This is a genomic window from Streptomyces sp. NPDC008317, assembly GCF_042955955.1.
In the GTDB taxonomy this organism is placed as follows: domain Bacteria; phylum Actinomycetota; class Actinomycetes; order Streptomycetales; family Streptomycetaceae; genus Actinacidiphila.
In genome coordinates, this window is sequence record NZ_JBIBFQ010000003.1 from 621,444 (window position 1) to 639,529 (window position 18,086).

Below are 18,086 nucleotides of genomic sequence, written 5' to 3' on the forward strand. Positions count from 1 at the left end.
CCAGGGTTCAGCGCGGGGATTGTTCGGGTGCCACCGGCCGGATGACGCACAGGCCGGAGGGCGGGACGGCGATCGGGGTGAGTCCGGGGCCGAGCGTGCGCGGGCCCGAGGCGGCGGGTCTGCCGCAGGCGTCGAAGACGTCCAGCCGGACGCGGACGCCGGTCCCGGCGACGCCAGGAGCGTCGATGTCCAGGCCCGACCCGCCTGCCACGCCAGCCATGCCTGCCACGCCCGCCACGCCCGGCCGCTCGACGCCGGGGTCCCCGACGTCCAGGACCACGCGCGGCCCGGCGGTGGAGTTCACCAGGGCGACCTCGGTGAACTCCGCCAACTGGAGCGGGACGACGTGGTGTTCGGCGTAGCAGGCGATGACGGCGCGCCGGCCCAGGGCCGCCGTCACCGTCTGGTGGAGCTGGTCGGGACGTCCGGCGCGGATCTCGCCCCGGTCGAGGACATCGGCGTACGTCCGCCGGACGCCGAGCCAGAAGGCGGTCATCGCGCGGTGCTCCGCGCTCTGTCCGGCCAGCGCGACGGAGATCTGCGGTGCCGAGAACAGCGCGGAGTGCAGCTGTCGGGACGCCGCTTCCGCCGGGGCGGCCGGGTCCCACATCAGCATGTCCGAGTGGACCGCCGCCGATCCGGCGAGCACGCCGGTGTCCAGCGTGCGGACCCGGTTGGCGGTGGCGTCCCCCGGGCAGTCGGCGGCCCGGAGCATGTTGCCGAAGCGCCGCATGCCGGGGCCGGTGTAGGGCTGTCGCAGCTCGATCAGCAGCTCGTCGCCGCGCAGTTCACGCAGCCGCTCGCGCAGTTCGGTAAGCAACAGCCGTATGCCCAGGCCCACATCGGCGACGTCCGCGACGGCGAGGTCGGCGGGCGCCTCCGCGGTGACGCCTCGGCAGGTGTCCTTACCGGTGCCGGTGCCGGTGCCGGTGCCTCCGCCGGTGTCAGGTCCGGCGGCGGTGGCGACACCGGTACCGGCGTCTGTGGAGGCACCACGGCCCGCACCGGTGCCGTCATCGCGGCCGGTCCTGACGTTCTCGTCTGCGGCGTTCTCTTCGGCAGTCGGCCGGTCGGCCCCATGGACCTCGACCTTGTGGACTTCGACCGCATGGACTTCGACCGCGTGGACCTCGGCCGCGTGGTCCCCGCCCGCGAGTTCCTCAGCCGCGTACTCCTCCGCCGCGTACGCCATCGCGAAGTCCAGGAAGTCGATCTTGAGCCCGTCCAGGCCGTAGCGCTGGACGAGGTCGACGCAGGAGTCGACGGCGAAGCGCCGGGCGGCCGGGCGGCGCGGGTCGAGGACCCGGCAGCCGAGCCGCGTCACCTCGTGCGGCGCGACCCGCGCCAACTCCTCGTACGCCGGGGTGCGTTCGCCGACCAGCAGGGGTGCGATCCAGGCCACGTACCGCAGGTCCAGGCCCTGCACGGTCCTCACATGCGCGGCGAAGTCGGGGAATTTGGCCGGGTCCGGGGTCCACGCGCCACTGCCGGAGTAGCCGGGACCGTCCGCGTGGAGCTGCCAGCCGTCGTCCAACAGCAGCACCCCGCAGCCCATTTCGGCGGCGAGCACGGCTTCGGCCTCGACGCCCGCCGCCGTCAGCTCGCGGTGCATCGAGTACCAGGTCGAGTACGCGGGGGCGCGGGCCGCGTCGGGTACGGGCAGCGGCGCGGCGTCCGCGAGACCGCCGGTCACCTCCCGTACGGCCTCGGCCCACGGGCGGCCCGGGGCCTGGACGCGAATCCGACAGGTCTCCCCCGCCGCGAGGTCCATCGAGAGCCACACCCCGAAGCGGGCCGACTCCTCGCCGACACCGAATCTGACCCGCGTGGTGGCCGCGATCCGGTCGGACGCGAAGGCCAGCAGCGCGCGGCCCGCCGTGTCGTACAGGCAGCCCAGCGGCGCGGAGTCGACCAGGCCGACGGTGCGCCAGGGGTTGGCCCAGTCCGCCACCAGGTGCCGGTCCCAGCCCGCCCCCGGATGCCAGTAACCCGCCGCGTCGCCGAGCGGAACGGCCAGCCGCAGTACGGCCGTTGTGGCCGCGTCGGCGCGCAGTTCGAGCACGTCGGCGTCCACGGGACGCCCGGCGCCCCCGTCCGCACCGGCCACGTGACCGCCCGCGGGCTCAACGCTCAGCCGCGCGCCGTCCGTCAGCAGGCTGACCGAGGCGCCCCGCACACACAGGGCGTCGCGTGCGGCCCACAACCGCGCCGGACTGGCGAAGTCGGCCATCACCGCTCCTTTCCGAGGTCGGGGAAACATGTCTGACCAGCTGAGACAACGTTGCCTGACGAGACAAGCGGCGTCCCCCAGGGGGTTGGAGGGGATCACGACGCCCGCGCCACGGCTCCGGCCGTGCGCGCTCACCGACAGGTGGCGCCTTCGTTCCTGGTCAGCTACGTCCTGACGGCTGTCGACAGATCAACCACGCATACCGGAAGGAGCACCGGGGCAGGAGGCCCGACCCGGCCGCCCTCCGCAGGCGGTCGTGCTGAACCCTAGCCACCTGAGACAACGTTGCCTAGAGTTTTCGCGCGAGTGACAGAGAAATCCCGCGCGGAGATCCGGAGAGCGACCGTGTCACAAGCCGTTCACCCGCACGCGCCGGACATCTCCGTCCCCGGCGGGGCCGGGGCCGGGGTCGGGGCCGGGGTCGGCGAGGGTCCCGTCGTGGACCACCGCACCGGCGAACCGGACTGGGTGGACATCCCGTTGGGCGCACTGTGGCGCGCCGCCCTCGGCGGCCGGGGAACGGCGCACGGGGCGGCCCGTATCGGCATGAGTCTCGGCGCGGTAGCGGTACGGGACCGCGCCGGTTGCGTGGCGAGTGGGGACGTTCGCGGGGGTGAGTGCGGGGTGGGCGTGGGGGGCGGGGCCTGAACAGGACCGACGGCGGCCCGGTTCAGTCCCGCGCGGGACTCGGCGGGGCCCCCTCGCCGGTCACCGTCCGGCGCCCGGCCGCGCCGCGCCGTGCTCGACCAGGGTGGTGGGGATGACCACCGTCTGGGGCCGCGACTTGTCCCCCGCGATCCGCCTGAAGAGCAGTTCCGCGCCGATCCGGCCGATGGCGCGGGCGTCGTAGGACACCACGGTCAGCGGGTGGGCCATCAGCGCGGCGGTCTCGAAGTCGTCGAAGCCCACCACTTCGACGGCGCTGCCCGCGCCGCCCGCGCTGCGCGCGCCGCCGAGCCGGTTCAGCGCGCCGAGCACGCCGAGCGTGAGCCGGTTGTTCAGCGCGAACAGCGCGGTCGGCGGCTGCGGCCCGGTGAGCATCCGCTCGACGGCGGCCTCGGTGTCGCGCACGGTGTGCAGGCCATATCTGATCAGGTCGGGGCGGTACGGCAGCCCGGCCCGCTCCAGCGCCGTCTCGGCGGCCGACAGCCGCTCGACCATGGGGTGGATGCTCAGCCAGTCCGAGACCACGCCGATCCGCTCGTGGCCGCGGGCCGTCAGGTGCTCGATCGCGGACCGCGCGCCCGCCGCGTTGTCGATCAGCACGGTGTCCGCGCGCAGGTTGGTGGGCGGCCGGTCGAGGAACACCGCGGGAGTGCCCATGTCGATCTCCGCGCGCAGGTAGACGTGGTCGGCGGTGCTGCCGGCCGGTACGACCAGCAGCCCGTCGACGCGTCGCTCGCACATCTGCAACAGCAGTCGGCGTTCCCGCTCGGCGTCCTCCTCGGAACTGGCGGTGATCAGCAGGGTGTCGTTCTCCAGGGCGCACTGCGCCGCGGCGGCGGCGATGCCCGCGTAGAACGGGTTGGCCAGGTCCTCGATGAGCAGGCCGACCGTGGCCGAGGTGGACTGCGTGCGCAGGTCCCTGGCCATGTTGTTGCGGCGGAAGCCGAGCCGCACCACGGCGGCCCTGACCCGCTCGGCCATCTCCGGATCGACGGTGGACACGCCGTTGACCACACGCGAGACCGTTTTGAGACTGACGTCGGCCTCCCGGGCGACGTCGGTCATCGTCGGCCGCCGCGGGGCCGCGCTCGGGCTCGGTGTACTCACGTGCTGCTCCCCTCGGCGACGCGGCGCCGAGGGGAGGGCCAACGTTGTCTCACGCTCGGATCATACCGCCGCCGGGGTCGCCGAAATCACCCTACGCCATCGGCTGCCGCCTCCCCTTCCGTCAGACCGAACCCGAGCGTGAAGCGGCCCGGTACGGCGGCCAGATGGTGCCGGGGCTGCAACGCGTGTCCGCAGGAGGCGCTGCCGAGGCCGTGGTGTTCGAGGTCGACATTGAGGTGGATGCGGCCGTCGGGCCTGAGGTCGGCGGTGTGCCTGGCCGCCGCCAGGGCCGCGGTGGACCAGGGCCGCGCGGTCAGGTCGAACCAGGGGCTGCCGGTGATCTCCAGACCGGGCCCCGCGGAGTCGCCTTCGGGACCGGTGAGGCGGGCCCAGCGCACATGCCGCCGGTTGCCGTTCTCCTGCGGGTACACGTACGGCGTCTGCGCCTCGGCGACCGTGGTCGCGTACCGCCCGACGCGGACGGCCTCCTCGCTGTCCCGGTAGGACTCGCCGGGACCGAGGCCGAACCAGCTCAGCCGGTCGAGCGCCGCCGGGAGGGTCAGCGCGACGCCGAGCCGGGGCAGCGGTACCTCCCAGGTGCCGACGGGCCGGGTGTCGACGGTGAGCACGAGCCGGTCTCCGGGCCCGGTGGTCCAGTGGTAGTCCGCCAGCATCGCGAGGTCCAGGCCCGCCGGGGCGATCCTGGTCCTCACCGTGAGGCTCGCCTCGCCCGTCGAGATCTCCAGCACCTTGTGCCGGAGCCGGTGCAGGCCACTGCGGTGCCAGGCGGCCAGGAGCGGCGACCGGCCGTCGTTGTCGATCGGGGCCCGCCACAGGTCGACGCGGGGGCCTTCGAGCGCCAGGTCACCGAGGCGGAGCAGCCGTCCGTCGGCCGCGTCGAACTGTCCGGCGCCGAGGCTGATCGTTCCGCGGCGGCGCGCCCGAGGGGTGGTCGTGGTGGAAGCCGCGCCCGCGGGTGCCGCCGTCAGCATGGTCGTGGTGGAAGCCGCGCCCGCAGGTGCCGCCGTCAGCATGGTCGTGGTGGAAGCCGCGCCCGCAGATCCCGCCGTCAGCGTGGTCGCGCCGTTGCCGTCCGGGGCGAACTGGGACCAGGCGACGGTGTGCCCGGCTCCGGCCCACGACTCGTCCGCGCCGAGCTGCGCGCTGAGGGTCACCCAGCGCTCCCCCGGTCCCGCCGCGGCGAGCGCCTTGGCCAGGCTGTCGGGCCAGTCCGCGCGGCGGGTGTCGCCGGGGCCGGTCACCGGGACCTCCCACGCGCCCTCCCCCGCCTGCTCGCCGTCGACTTCGAGCAGCCAGACCCAGCGCAGGTAGCCGGTGTCCCGCGTGTGGTGCAGATTGCGGATCTCGACTCCGCCGCCGTCGCGGCGGGCGGTGATCCTGACCGGCTCGATGACCTTCGCGTACTCCAGGAGTCCGGGAGAGGGGGTGCGGTCGGGGAAGACCAGGCCGTCGGCGACGAAGTTGCCGTCGTGGACGGGCTCGCCGAAGTCGCCTCCGTAGGCGTAGAAGAGCGTGCCCTCCTCGTCGCGCTGGGCGACGCCGTGGTCGATCCACTCCCAGACGAAGCCGCCCGCCAGCCGGGGGCTGCTCTCGAACAGCTCCTGGTACTGGCGCAGTCCGCCGGGGCCGTTGCCCATCGCGTGGGCGTACTCGCACAGCAGGAACGGCATCGCGCGCCTGCGGGCGTCGTTGGCCGGGTCGCCGGTGAGCGGTTCCTGGCGCGCGGCGACCGCCGCCACGAACGCGTAGTCGGGGTACATCACCGAGTACACGTCGGTGTAGGCGCAGTCGTCCCAGTCGCCCTCGTAGTGGATCAGCCGGTCGGGGTCGCGGTCGCGGATCCACTCGGCCATGGCCGCGAGATTCGCGCCGACGCCGGACTCGTTGCCGAGCGACCACATCACGACGCTGGGGTGGTTCTTGTCGCGCTCGACCATCCGCTCGGCCCGGTCGAGCAGCGCGGGGCGCCACTCGGGCTCGTCGGAAGGGTTGCGGCGCCAGCCGTTCTCCGAGAAGCCGTGGGTCTCCAGGTCGCACTCGTCGACCACCCACAGGCCGTGTTCGTCGCAGAGGTCGAGGAAGGCGGCGGCGGGCGGATAGTGGCTGGTCCGCACGGCGTTGATGTTGTGCCGCTTCATCAGCAGCACGTCGGCGAGCATCGTCTCGCGGGTCAGCGCGCGGCCCCTGACCGGGTCCCATTCGTGCCGGTTAACGCCGCGGAAGACGAGCGGCCTGCCGTTGGCGGTGACGACGCCGTCCTCGACCACGACCCGGCGGAAGCCGATACGCAGCGGGACGCGTTCGGTGGCCGTGACGAGTTCGCCCGCGTAGAGCCGGGGCTGTTCGTCGCTCCAGGGGGTGACGCCCGGCGCTGTGTGCGGACCGGCGGGATCGGCGTCGGTGATGCCGAGTTCGGGGACGCTCAGGCGCGCGTCGTCCGCGCCGTCGACGTCGACCCGCAGGGTGCCGGTGCCGGAGTGGTGGTCGTAGTCGGCGTGCACGAAGAAGTCGGCGATGCCGCCGGCCGGCCGGACCAGCAGCCGTACGGGGCGGAAGACACCCGACAGCCACCACATGTCCTGGTCTTCCAAGTAGCTGGCGGACGACCACTGGTGGACCCGTACGGCCAGCACATTGCGGCCGGTCCGCAGGGTGTCGGTGACGTCGAATTCGGTGGGCAGCCGGCTGCCCTTGCCGTCGCCGAGCGGCCGGCCGTTGAGCCAGACCGCGAAGGCGGAGTCGACGCCCTCGAAGCGGAGCACCGCGGTGCCGCCGTCAGCGAAGCCCTCCGCGACGTCGAACTCCCTGCGGTACTCGCCTGTCGGGTTCTCGTCGGGCACGCGCGGCGGGTCGACGGGGATCGGGAAGGTGACGTTGGTGTACGCGGGTGTGCCGAAGCGGCCGGGTCCGGGGACGCCGTCCATCTGCCAGGACGAGGGCACGGGGACGGTCGTCCACTCGGCGGCGTCGAACTCCGGGGCCTCGAAGCCCACGGTCACGTCGTGGAGACCGTCGCCGAGCCGGAAGCTCCAGTCGCCGTTCAGGTCGAGGGCGGGTGCGTCGGAGTCGAACGACGCGCGGGGCCGCAGCCGGCCGTTGCCGGGTGATACGTCCTCGACGTAGGCGCAGGCGTCCGGGCTTTCGCTCCGGTTCTGGGCGTGGTCCATCGGTGCGACCGGTCCTTTCCGGGGTATGGGGCGTACCTATCGGGGGTGTACGAGTCGGGGCTGACGCGTCAGGCGGCGGGATCGCGCGGGGCGGGGCTGATGTGCCGCGGGCTTGCGCGAAGCGGGGCTGACGCGGGGCGGGATCGCGCGGGGCGGCGGGTGCTCAACCGGCCGCGCGCGGCGGCGCTGTGGAAGCGCGGACCTTGAGCGTGCTGGGCATGACGTTCTCGCGCTGGGCCGGCGGGCGGCCGTCCAGCAGGTCGAGCAGGATCTGTGCGGCGCGTCGGCCCACGTCGACGCTGTGCAGGTTGACGCTGGTCAGCGTCGGGTCGACGAGGTCGGCGGCCTCGGTGTCGTCGAAGCCCGCCACGGACACGTCGGCGGGCAGGGCGTGTTTGTGCTCGCGCAGCCAGCGCAGCGCGCCCAGGGCCATGCCGTCGTTGAAGGCGAAGATCGCGGTGGGCGGTTCCGGGTGGGCCATGAGCCGTTCGGCCGCCGCGTAGCCGGAAGCGGCGGTGAAGTCGCCGTGCTCCATGAGGTCGTCGGGGACAGCGCGGTGCGCGTCGGCCAGGGCGCGGTGCAGCCCGCGCAGCCGGGCGGCCATCGCGAGCCGGTTCTCCCGGGGGCCGTTGACCACGCCGATGCGGCGGTGGCCGAGGGCCAGCAGGTGCTGGGCGACGGCGTAGGCGCCGCCCTCGTCGTCGGGGTGGACGCAGGTGAGGTCTTCGGCGGTGTAGCCGATGACCACGGTGGGATATCCGGCGGACCGCAGGGCGGGCAGCGACTCCCCGCCGGTTCCGGCCTCGACCAGCAGGCCGTCGACCTGGCGGCGCTGGACGAACCGGCGGTAGGCGGAGGCGGGTTCGTCGGCCACCTCGCAGGTGGACAGCAGCAACCCGTAGCCGCGCGAGGTCAGTTCCTGGTCGGCGCCCTGCACCAGGCGGATCAAGTGGTCGTTGGAGAAGGCGAATCCGGGGTTGTGCGGCAGGACGACGCCGATCACCTCGGTACGGCCGCTGGCCAGGGCGCGGGCACCGGCGCTCGGCCGGTAGTCGAGCGTCCGCATGGCGACCAGCACCCGGTCGCGTACGGCGTCGGTGACCGTACGGTCGCCGTTGATCACGCGGGAGACCGTCTGGTGGGAGACACCCGCCTCGGCCGCGACGGTACGCAGAGTCGGCCGGTCCGACACGGGGCATCCTCGATTCTTCAGTGACCGTTCACATGACGCGTCACTCATCGTAGAACCGATCGCCGCCGAGCGGAAGAGGTACGCGCCATTGACGCCGGGTACGGCGAGTCCTAGCTTTACCTCCCGTCAAGTGAACGGTCACTCGTGTACCGCCAGACCGGCTCGAAGGTGTCGGCCCCACGACGGAGGTCCCCGAACATGAGCGAGCAGGAACCCGCAGACAATCCCCCCGCACCCCGTCACACCCCGCGCGGTACCGGCGCGGTCTCCCGCCGGCGGATGCTGGCCTACGGCAGGAACGCCGCGATCGTCGCCGGAGCCGCCGTGGCGCTTCCGGCCGCTGTCACCTCCGCGGCGCGGGCCGCCGCCCCGCCGCCCGCCGCGCCCACCGGCGCGTCAGGACCGCTCGCCGCGCCCCCGGTGGCCACCGCGATCCCGACCAACACCCTGCCGAACGTGGTCACTTCCTGGACCGGGAACACCTTCTCCGGGGCCACCGAGTGGGTGCAGGACTTCGTCTTCAACATCGCCGTCGCCAAGGACGGCACCGTCTACACCGTCAGCTTCTGGGACGAGGGCGGGAACTACGCCGGCATCTACAAGGACGGTCATCTCATCGGGAACTGCCACGGCGCGAACGGCGACGCGGTGGCGGTCAACGACTCGTACGTCTATCTCAGCGTCGGCAACGGCCTGACGCGCTTCGGCCTGAACGGCGCCGCCACCTCGCTGACCTACGCCGTGGGCAGTCCGCCCGCCGCCGCCGCGGCCTCGGCGACGCAGGTGGTCGCCACCGACCGGGCGGCCAACCTCGTCAAGGTCTTCGACGCCGCCAGCGGTGCGCTGCTGCGCAGTTGGAGCGTCAACAAGCCCGGCGCGGTGGCGATCGGCGCCAACGGCGAGATCTGGGTGGTCGCGAATGTCACCCGCGACGCCAACGACGGCCACTTCTGGCACGCCGACCCCGCGCACCCGGCGCAGATCCTGCACTTCTCCAACACCGGCGCGGCGCTGGGCGGAACGATCAGCGGCCCCTCAGCCGACTGGCTGCCCACCTCGCTCGCCGTGGACGTCCACGGCGACCTCCTCGTCGGCGACAACGGCCCGCTGCGCCAAGTCCACACGTACACCGGCCTGTCCGGTACGCCCACCCGGGCCCGCAGCCTCGGCCAGGCGGGCGGCATCGGCGCGGGGACACCGGGCCGGGTCACCGCGGACAAGTTCTTCGGCATCGTCGGCGTCGGCGGCGACTCCGCGGGCAACGTCTATGTCGCGATGTACGAATTCGGCACCTGGCTGCGGAAGTTCACCGCGACCGGGGCCGTGGTGTGGCAGCTCCAGGGCAGCGCCTTCGTGGACTCCGCCGACTTCGACCCGGCCTCCGACGGCGTCGAGGTCTACACCAAGCAGAATCACTACACCATCAACTACGCGCGGCAGCCCGGCACCGACGCGACCTGGCGCGGCTACACCCTCGACTCGGTCAACTACCCGCAGGACGCACGGCTGTTCCTGCCCGGCCATCACCACCACGCCACCTCGCCCTTCCTGAAGCGGCTCAACGGGCAGATGTACATGTACGTGACGGGCATGTACTGCGGTCACCTGCTCATCTACCGCTTCCAGGGCGAGATCGCGAAGCCGTCGGGGGCGATCTTCAAGGCGCACTGGTCGGGCGCCGATCCGGGCGACGACCCCAACTGGCCGCCGAACCAGCCCGCCTCGGGTCAGTGGATCTGGCGCGACCTGAGCGGCAACGGCGCCTTCGAGGCCGGGGAGTTCTTCCAGCCGGGCGACGGCAGCAACTCCCCCGGCAACTGCTGGGTCTGGTACGTCGACGACCGGGGCGACATCTGGGAGGGCGGCGACCGCGACCTGCGCCGCTACCCGTTGCAGGGCTTCGACGCGCAGGGCAACCCGGTCTACACGTACGCGAGCCGGGAGACGATCGCGCTGCCCGCGCCGTTCAGCGTCGTCCGCCGTCTGCACTACGACGTGGCCACCGACGTGATGTACATGGTCGGCTACACCCCTGACCAGGTCTTCGACAACGCCCACTGGAAGGAGTGCGGCAAGGTCCTGGTGCGCTACGACAAGTGGAGCACCGGCAACCGCACCCCGGCCTGGACGCTGCTGCTGCCCTGGGACACCGCCGCCAACCCGATCGTGACGATGGTGAGTCTGGCCTTCGCGGGCGACTACATCTTCATCTCCGGTATCGCGACGCGCGGGCAGATCTGGGTGTGGAAGGCCGCCGACGCCAGCCCGGTCGGGACCTGGCAGCCCGGCGCCAACGTCGGCGGCGTGGAACGTACGGGGTGGGTCGACGTGCCGTACGGCATCACCGCGACCCGCAGGTCCAACGGCGACTATCTGGTCCAGGTCGAGGACGACCTGTTCAACAAGGTGCTGCTGTACCGCTGGACGCCGTAAGGACGCGCGGGTGCGCGGACGGGCGGCCGGAGGGGTGCCGCCCGTCCGCGCCGATGCGCGCCGGTACCAGCCGCCGCAAGTCGTCGAATGTCGGTCCGTGGGGATGACGTCAACACATCGAGCAGACAGGGAGTTTCCGTGACGGACGGACAACGGGTGCGGGTGGTCGCATCCGACGGCGTCGAGCTGGACGCCGTCGTGCACCGCCCCGCGTCCGGCGCCCCCGGTACAGAGTCCGGAACAGAGTCCGGAACAGGGGCCGGAACAGGGGCCGGGAGCAGGCCAGGGACCAGGTCCGGAACGGGCCCCGAGGGCACGGTGCTCCTGGTCCACGGAATCTCCGCGGATCTGGACGAGGGCGGGGCGTTCGTGCGGCTCGCCCAGCGGCTGGCCGAACAGGGCCTGACCGCGCTGCGGTTCAGCTTCCGCGGGCACGGGGAGAGCGGCGGCGCTCCGCAAGGTGTGACGATCGCCGGGGAGATGCTGGACCTGGCGGCCGTCGCGGCCTACGCCGAGCGGGAGTTGCCCGGTCCGCTGGCGGTGGTGGCGGCGAGCTTCGGCGCCGTGTCCACCGGCCTGTCGATGCCCTGGCTGGGCGGGCGGCTGGCCCGCCTGGTGCTGTGGAATCCCGTCCTCGACCTGCGCCGGACCTTCCTCGAACCCGAACTCCCCTGGGGGCTGGCGAACTTCGGACCGGGTCCGCTGAAGGGCCTCGCCGAGCACGGGGAGCTGCTGATCGGCGGCCGGTTCGCCCTGGGCCGGGTGCTGTTCGCGGAGCTGGCCGCCCACCGGCCGATCGACGCCTACACCGCGGGCGGCCCGCCCGCCCTCGTCCTGCACGGGGACCGCGACGACTGCGTCTCCTTCGACATCGCCCGTGACGTCGCGGCGACGGTCCCGCACTGGGAATTCCGCCCGCTGCCCGGCGCCGGCCACGGTTTCCACTCCCCCGAGCACGAGCCCGAGGCGATCGCGGTGACCGCGCGGTGGCTCGCGCGCGGCATGACGGCCCAGGGGGGCACCGTATGACCCGGCCGGCCGGAGACCTTCCGTACCGTACGGCGCTGATCGGCGCGGGCAGCATCGCCGACGACGCCCATGTCCCCGCGATCCGGGCGCTGTCCGGGCAGCTCGACCTGGTGGCGGTCGCGGACTCCGACCCGGCGCGGGCCGGGGACTTCGCGGCGCGGCACGGCATCGCGCGCGGTTACGACGACCCGCTGGAACTGCTGGCCGTCGAACGGCCCGACCTGGTGGTGATCTGCTCCCCGTCGTTCACCCACACCGATCTGACGGTGGCCGCGCTGGAGGCGGGTGCCTGGGTCTACTGCGAGAAGCCGCTGTGCGGTTCGCTGGCCGACCACGACCGGATTCTGGCCGCGGAGCGCGCGACGGGCCGCTGCTGCGCGCCGGTCTTCCAGTGGCGGGCGGGGTCGGGCGCCGCGCACGTACGCGGTCTGCTGCGCGACGGTGTGCTCGGGCCGCCGCTGCTGGCGCTGTGCCAGACCACCTGGTACCGGGGCGCGGATTACTACGCGGCCCCGTGGCGCGGTCGGCGCGCCACCGAACTGGGCGGTGCCACCGTCACGCAGGGCATCCACGCCATGGACCTGATGCTGTGGCTGATGCCCGACTGGGCGGAGGTGAGCGCGCGGATCGCGACGGTCGACCGGGACATCGAGACGGAGGACGTGTCCCTCGCCCATGTCGCCTTCGCCTCCGGCGCGCAGGCGTCGATCGTGAACAGCGTCGTGTCGGCGCGCCAGGAGTCGTATCTGCGGATCGACTGCGCGCGGGCCAGTACGGAGCTGCGCCACCTGTACGCGTACGGCAACGAGCACTGGACGTTCACCCCCGCGCCCGACCGGCCGCCGTCCACGCCCGGCTGGGACACCATCGGCGCCGAGGTGCCCGCGCACCAGGCGCCGCAGCTCGCGGACCTGGTCGCGCGGATGCGGCGGGGCGAGCCGCCCGAGCACACGGCGGCCGACGCGCGCCGCACCACCGAATTCGTCACCGCCCTCTACAAGTCGGCCGCGACCGGCCGCCCGGTCCCGCGGGGCTCGATCGGCGCGGACGACCCCTTCCACCGGTCCTGGTGGGGCGCCCCGCCCTCTTCCTGACGGCTCCCGCGCTCCCCCGGCCCGCGCGCCGCGCCCTCACCGCCGGGCGGTGCGCGGGCTCCGGCGGCGCAGGTACTCGAGGAGCAGGACGTTGGCGAGGGCCGCGGCGATCAGGAGGACGACATTGAGCGTCGCACTGCCCGCGCTGAGCCAGGCGGCGTCGTCGCCGTCGGCGTTCGTGGTGGACGCCCACAGCCCGCCCACCCCCTTGAGCAGCGCGTAGCCGCCGTAGACGAGGACCAGTGCCGCGATCCCGAAGGGCAGGGTCACGGCCACGGCCAGCAGGTAAGGAAGGCTCGTCCCGGTGACGGCGCCGAGCACCGCCAGGACGGCCACGACCGCCATGTACAGGCCCTGGACGGTCCGCCATCCCCATGTCGCGCCGCGCATCGCCGTACTCCCCCCGCTGACGAACCACCACCGCACATGACTGTAGGCCCGGCGTGCGCGCGGGGAGCCGGGAGGGCCTCGCCATACGGGCCGGAGGGGCCATACGGGCCGTACGCGTCGCATACGCCGCACGCGCCGTACGCACACCGCGTCGAGCCGGGACAGGCGGCGGCGCGCCCGGCCGGGAGAGACGGCGAAGGCTCCGCGCGTCCCTCCCTGCCGTCGCGACCGCGTCACGCGGCCGTCGGCCGGAGCCTCACAGCTCGGCGCGCACCGTACGGGCCGCCGCCACCAGATTCTCCAGCGACGCCTTCGTCTCGGGCCAGCCGCGGGTCTTCAGGCCGCAGTCGGGGTTGACCCACAGCCGCTCGGCGGGGATGGCGAGCAGGCCCTCGCGCAGCAGCGAGGCCGCCTCCGCCGCGTCGGGCACCCGCGGCGAGTGGATGTCGTACACGCCGGGTCCCGCCTCGCGCGGGTAGCCGTGCGCGGCCAGTTCGGTGGCGACCTGCATGTGGGAGCGGGCGGCCTCCAGGCTGATGACGTCGGCGTCGAGGTCGTCGATGGCCTGGACGATGTCGCCGAACTCGGCGTAGCACATGTGGGTGTGGATCTGGGTGCCGGGAGCGACGGCGCCGGTGGTGAGCCGGAACGCCTCGGTGGCCCAGTCCAGGTACGCGGGCCGGTCGGCGGCGCGCAGCGGCAGGGTCTCGCGCAGCGCGGGCTCGTCGACCTGGATCACGCAGGTGCCCGCGGCCTCGAGGTCGGTGACCTCGTCGCGCAGGGCGAGCGCGACCTGCCGCGCGGTGTCGCCGAGCGGTTGGTCGTCGCGGACGAAGGACCAGGCCAGCATGGTGACGGGACCGGTGAGCATGCCCTTGACCGGGCGGTCGGTGAGCGACTGGGCGTACGACGTCCAGCGCACCGTCATCGGCTCCGGCCGGGAGATGTCCCCGGCCAGGACCGGCGGGCGCACGTACCGGGTGCCGTAGGACTGCACCCAGCCGTGCCGGGTGGCGAGGTAGCCGGTGAGCTGCTCGGCGAAGTACTGCACCATGTCGTTGCGTTCGGGTTCGCCGTGCACGAGCACGTCGAGGCCGGTCCTCTCCTGGAAGGAGACGACCTCGCCGATCTCGGCCCTGATCCGCTCCTCGTACCCCGCGGTGTCGATCCGGCCGGCCCGCAGGTCGGCGCGGGCGGCGCGCAGGTCGTCGGTCTGCGGGAACGAGCCGATGGTGGTGGTCGGCAGCAGCGGCAGGCCGAGCCGGGCGCGCTGGGCGGCGGCGCGCTCGGTGTACGGCTGGGAGCGGCGCCCGTCGGCGTCGGTGACGGCCGCGCTCCTGGCGCGTACGGCCGGGTCGCGGGTGATCGGGGAGGCGGCGCGGGAGGCGAGGGCGGCGCGGTTGGCGGCGATCTCGGCGGCGATGGTGTCGGTGCCCTCGGCCAGGCCCTTGGCGAGCGTCACGATCTCGGTGGTCTTCTGCGCGGCGAAGGCGAGCCAGCCCAGAATCCGGGGGTCGATGTCGCGTTCGGGCGCGGTGTCGAGCGGGACGTGCAGCAGCGAGCAGGACGCGGCCACGTCGACGCGGTCGGCGAAGCCGAGGAGGGTGGCGAGGGTGGCCAGCGACTTCTCGTAGTCGTTGATCCAGATGTTGCGGCCGTTGACGACGCCCGCGACGAGCCGCTTGCCCGGCAGTCCGCCGACGGCGGCGAGGCCGTCCAGATTCGCGGCGGCGGCGTCGGTGAAGTCCAGCGCCAGGCCCTCGACCGGGGCCTTGGCCAGGACGGGCAGCGCCTCGCCGAGCCGGTCGAAGTACGAGGCGACCAGCAGTTTCGGCCGGTCGGTGAGGCCGCCGAGGTCGCGGTAGGCGCGGGCGACGGCGTTCAGTTCGGCCGGGGAGCGGTCCTGGACGAGCGCGGGCTCGTCGAGCTGCGCCCAGGTGGCGCCCGCGGCGCGCAGGTCGGCGAGGACTTCGGCGTAGACGGGCAGCAGCCGGTCGAGCAGCGTCAGCGGCTCGAAGTCGGCGGCGACGCCGGGGGCGGGCTTGGCGAGCAGCAGATACGTGACCGGGCCGACCAGGACGGGCCGGGCGGTGTGGCCGAGTGCGGCGGCTTCCTTGAACTCGGCGACCTGCTTGGCGGAGTCGGCGGTGAAGACGGTGTCGGGGCCCAGTTCGGGGACCAGGTAGTGGTAGTTCGTGTCGAACCACTTGGTCATCTCCAGCGGCGCCACGTCCTGCGTGCCGCGGGCCATCGCGAAGTAGCCGTCGAGCGCGTCCGCGGTGACGGCCGACCGGTGCCTCGGGGGGACGGCGCCGACCATGACACTGGTGTCCAGCATGTGGTCGTAGTACGAGAAGTCGCCGGTCGGCACCTCGTGGACGCCCGCCTCGGCCAGCTTCCGCCAGTTCGAGCGGCGCAGGTCCGCCGCGGTCTGCCGGAGGGCGTCGGCGGTGACGCGGCCCTTCCAGTAGCCCTCGACGGCCTTCTTCAGTTCACGGTTCTCACCCTGGCGGGGGTAGCCGTACACGGTGGCCCGTGCTGCCGCGGCTGCGGACTTCGCTGTCACGGAAATCTCCTTCGCGAGATGACTCCTGGCCTCCCGGCGACGGGACGCGAGCGCGAAAGGGAGGTGACAGACCCGACGGACCCACAGTGCCCCGCAATGGCACCGGTCCGTCCGATATGCACGCCGACCCGCCCACGAGGTCACCGGGATATCCGTACGCGAACGGTCGCGTACGGGCGACGGGCAGGTCTTCGGACTCGCGGGCACGTCCGCCTGAGGCGGACACCTACTGACCGTCGCTTCCCAGGTCCGGTACGTCGGACCCAGTGCGTATGACGGCGGTCGTTCCCACTCACCGCTGCGGGGCAGTCCCGGATTCGCACCGGGTTCCCTCTTGCGACGCGACCGCCTGGCTGACGGACGCGAACCTGTCGCACCGGCCAGGCTAGAGCGCGGACCACGCTCCGGTCACGTCGGACCACATTCCGGACGGCGGCCCCGGCCCTGAACCGGTCCTGGCCCTGCCATGACGCGGCCCTGGCCCGGTCCTGACCCAGCCCTGACCCGGTCCTGGCCCGGTGCGCGCTCTAGCCGGAGGTGGCGCCCGCGCCCGCCGCGACCGCGCCCGTCGCCACCAGCGCGATGATGACCACGCCGAGCAGCACCCGGTAGATCACGAACGGCGTGAAGCTGCGGTGGGAGATGTACTTCAGGAACCAGGCGATGGCCGCGTAGCCGACCGCGAAGGCGATGACCGTCGCCAGCATCGTCGGGCCCCAGGCGGGCGCCGGGCCGCTGCCGAGCTTGAACAGCTCCAGGCCGCCGGAGGCCAGCACGGCGGGGATGGCCAGCAGGAACGAGTAGCGCGCGGCGGCCTCGCGGCTGTAGCCGAGGAACAGTCCGGCGCTGATGGTGCCGCCGGAGCGGGAGACGCCGGGGATCAGGGCGAGCGACTGCGCCAGGCCGTACCAGAGGGAGTGCCGGAAGGTCAGCTCGGTGATCGGCTTGGGGCGGCGCACGGCGCGGGTGCGGTCGGCGACCGCCAGGACGAGTCCGAACAGGATCAGGACGGTGCCGGTGATCCGCAGGTCGCGCAGGCCGTTCTCGATGGTGTGCTGGAATGCCGCGCCCAGGACGGCGATCGGGACCGTACCGACGATCACGAACCAGCCCATCCGCGCGTCGTGGTCCTTGCGGCGCTCGGGGTGGAACAGCGACGCGGTCCACGCCTTGACGATGGTGGCGATGTCGCGCCGGAAGTAGATCAGCACGGCGGTCTCCGTGCCCAGTTGGGTGACCGCGGTGAAGGCCGCTCCGGGGTCGTCCCATCCGGCGAGGACGGAGACCACGCGTATGTGCGCGCTCGACGACACCGGCAGGAATTCGGTCAGACCCTGCACAAGGCCCAGGACAGCGGCGGTGAACCAGGACACGGCGGGGTGCTCCGGGGAGAGTTCGAGGGGAGGGTGGGTGAAGCGGGCGACGGCGTGCGGAGTCCGGGCCGGGGACGCCCGAAGGGAATGCGGGCGGCCCCGGCCCGGCCGAGGACGTCAGCGGCCGACGCGGCGGCCGGCGTCAGAGGTGGTGACGCCGGCACCCACGTCAGATGTTGACGCCGAAGTCGGTGGCGATGCCCGCCAGGCCCGAGGCGTACCCCTGGCCGATGGCGCGGAACTTCCACTCCGCGCCGTTGCGGTACAGCTCTCCGAAGACCATAGCCGTCTCGGTCGAGGCGTCCTCGGTCAGGTCGTACCTGGCCAGCTCCCGCCCGTCGGCCTGGTTCACGATCCGGATGAACGCGTTGCGCACCTGGCCGAAGCTCTGGCCGCGCTTCTCGGCGTCGTAGATCGACACGGGGAAGACGACCTTGTCGACCTGCGGGGGCACGGTGGCGAGGCTGACCTTGATCTGCTCGTCGTCGCCGTCGCCGCCACCGGTCAGATTGTCGCCGCTGTGCACCACGGAGCCGTCAGGGCTGCCGAGGTTGTTGAAGAACACGAAGTGCTGGTCGCTGAGGACCTTCCCGCCCACGTCGCACAGCAGCGCGGACGCGTCCAGGTCGTAGTCGGCGCCCGTGGTGGTCCGTACGTCCCACCCCAGGCCGACGGTGACCGCGGTGAGTCCGGGAGCTTCCTTGCTCAAAGAGACATTGCCGCCCTTGGACAGAGTCACGCCCACGAAATTACCTCCGGTTGCTTGGGGGTTGTCGGTAGTCGGTTGTCGATCGCCGGTATGTCGTCGTCCGCGCGCG

The 18,086-nt window shown here is 72.8% G+C and carries 11 protein-coding genes and 1 riboswitch; of the genes, 3 read left to right on the forward strand and 8 right to left on the reverse strand.

All coding sequences use genetic code 11. The features are described from left to right. Nucleotides 1-7 precede the first annotated feature (7 nt). From ACFY9V_RS12385 to ACFY9V_RS12400, 4 genes are all read right to left on the reverse strand, one after another. Nucleotides 8-2,230, reverse strand: a complete 2,223-nt coding sequence (locus ACFY9V_RS12385) for an alpha-galactosidase (RefSeq protein ID WP_391161110.1) — start codon at nt 2,228-2,230, stop codon at nt 8-10. A 708-nt stretch (nt 2,231-2,938) separates the two neighbouring features. Beyond that, a complete protein-coding gene (locus ACFY9V_RS12390; RefSeq protein WP_391161112.1) occupies nt 2,939-4,003 on the reverse strand; it encodes a substrate-binding domain-containing protein in 1,065 nt (354 codons plus the stop codon). A gap of 86 nt (nt 4,004-4,089) precedes the next feature. Then, complete coding sequence (locus tag ACFY9V_RS12395; RefSeq protein ID WP_391161114.1) at nt 4,090-7,191, reverse strand: glycoside hydrolase family 2 TIM barrel-domain containing protein; 3,102 nt, start codon at nt 7,189-7,191, stop codon at nt 4,090-4,092. A gap of 163 nt (nt 7,192-7,354) precedes the next feature. Continuing rightward, on the reverse strand, nt 7,355-8,383 hold the full coding sequence (locus tag ACFY9V_RS12400) for a substrate-binding domain-containing protein (protein ID WP_391161115.1): 1,029 nt from the start codon (nt 8,381-8,383) through the stop codon (nt 7,355-7,357). Between the two features lie 198 nt (nt 8,384-8,581). On the opposite strand from ACFY9V_RS12400, the gene ACFY9V_RS12405 reads away from it, so the two are divergent. The 3 genes from ACFY9V_RS12405 (at nt 8,582) to ACFY9V_RS12415 (ending at nt 12,939) form a co-directional block, all read left to right on the forward strand. Further along, a complete protein-coding gene (locus ACFY9V_RS12405; RefSeq protein WP_391161117.1) occupies nt 8,582-10,816 on the forward strand; it encodes a hypothetical protein in 2,235 nt (744 codons plus the stop codon). 138 nt (nt 10,817-10,954) lie between these two features. Further along, complete coding sequence (locus ACFY9V_RS12410) at nt 10,955-11,845, forward strand: alpha/beta fold hydrolase (RefSeq protein ID WP_391161119.1); 891 nt, start codon at nt 10,955-10,957, stop codon at nt 11,843-11,845. Then, nucleotides 11,842-12,939 carry a Gfo/Idh/MocA family oxidoreductase gene (locus tag ACFY9V_RS12415; protein WP_391048319.1) on the forward strand — a complete coding sequence of 366 codons (1,098 nt, stop codon included), beginning with the start codon at nt 11,842-11,844 and terminating at the stop codon, nt 12,937-12,939. The genes ACFY9V_RS12410 and ACFY9V_RS12415 overlap by 4 nt, the downstream gene beginning before the upstream one ends. A gap of 36 nt (nt 12,940-12,975) precedes the next feature. On the opposite strand, the gene ACFY9V_RS12420 is transcribed toward ACFY9V_RS12415, so the two are convergent. The 4 genes from ACFY9V_RS12420 to ACFY9V_RS12435 form a co-directional block, all read right to left on the reverse strand. Then, nucleotides 12,976-13,329, reverse strand: a complete 354-nt coding sequence (locus ACFY9V_RS12420; protein WP_391161121.1) for a hypothetical protein — start codon at nt 13,327-13,329, stop codon at nt 12,976-12,978. Nucleotides 13,330-13,585: 256 nt separating this feature from the next. Further along, nucleotides 13,586-15,895 (reverse strand): 5-methyltetrahydropteroyltriglutamate--homocysteine S-methyltransferase, encoded by a 2,310-nt coding sequence (gene metE, locus ACFY9V_RS12425; protein ID WP_391161124.1) that lies wholly within the window; start codon nt 15,893-15,895, stop codon nt 13,586-13,588. A 164-nt stretch (nt 15,896-16,059) separates the two neighbouring features. Continuing rightward, nucleotides 16,060-16,282: riboswitch (cobalamin riboswitch) on the reverse strand. A 140-nt stretch (nt 16,283-16,422) separates the two neighbouring features. Further along, the gene (locus ACFY9V_RS12430) at nt 16,423-17,268 is read right to left on the reverse strand and encodes an undecaprenyl-diphosphate phosphatase (RefSeq protein WP_355333158.1); all 846 of its coding nucleotides are present in this window, start codon (nt 17,266-17,268) and stop codon (nt 16,423-16,425) included. Between the two features lie 169 nt (nt 17,269-17,437). After that, the gene (locus tag ACFY9V_RS12435; protein ID WP_188283548.1) at nt 17,438-18,013 is read right to left on the reverse strand and encodes a TerD family protein; all 576 of its coding nucleotides are present in this window, start codon (nt 18,011-18,013) and stop codon (nt 17,438-17,440) included. Nucleotides 18,014-18,086: the final 73 nt, after the last annotated feature.

Coding starts and splice junctions, on each gene's coding strand:
- ACFY9V_RS12415 (WP_391048319.1), top strand. CDS start 11,842: ATGACCCGGCCGGCCGGAGACCTTCCGTACCGTACGGCGCTGATCGGC.
- ACFY9V_RS12420 (WP_391161121.1), bottom strand. CDS start 13,329: ATGCGCGGCGCGACATGGGGATGGCGGACCGTCCAGGGCCTGTACATG.
- ACFY9V_RS12405 (WP_391161117.1), top strand. CDS start 8,582: ATGAGCGAGCAGGAACCCGCAGACAATCCCCCCGCACCCCGTCACACC.
- ACFY9V_RS12385 (WP_391161110.1), bottom strand. CDS start 2,230: ATGGCCGACTTCGCCAGTCCGGCGCGGTTGTGGGCCGCACGCGACGCC.
- ACFY9V_RS12395 (WP_391161114.1), bottom strand. CDS start 7,191: ATGGACCACGCCCAGAACCGGAGCGAAAGCCCGGACGCCTGCGCCTAC.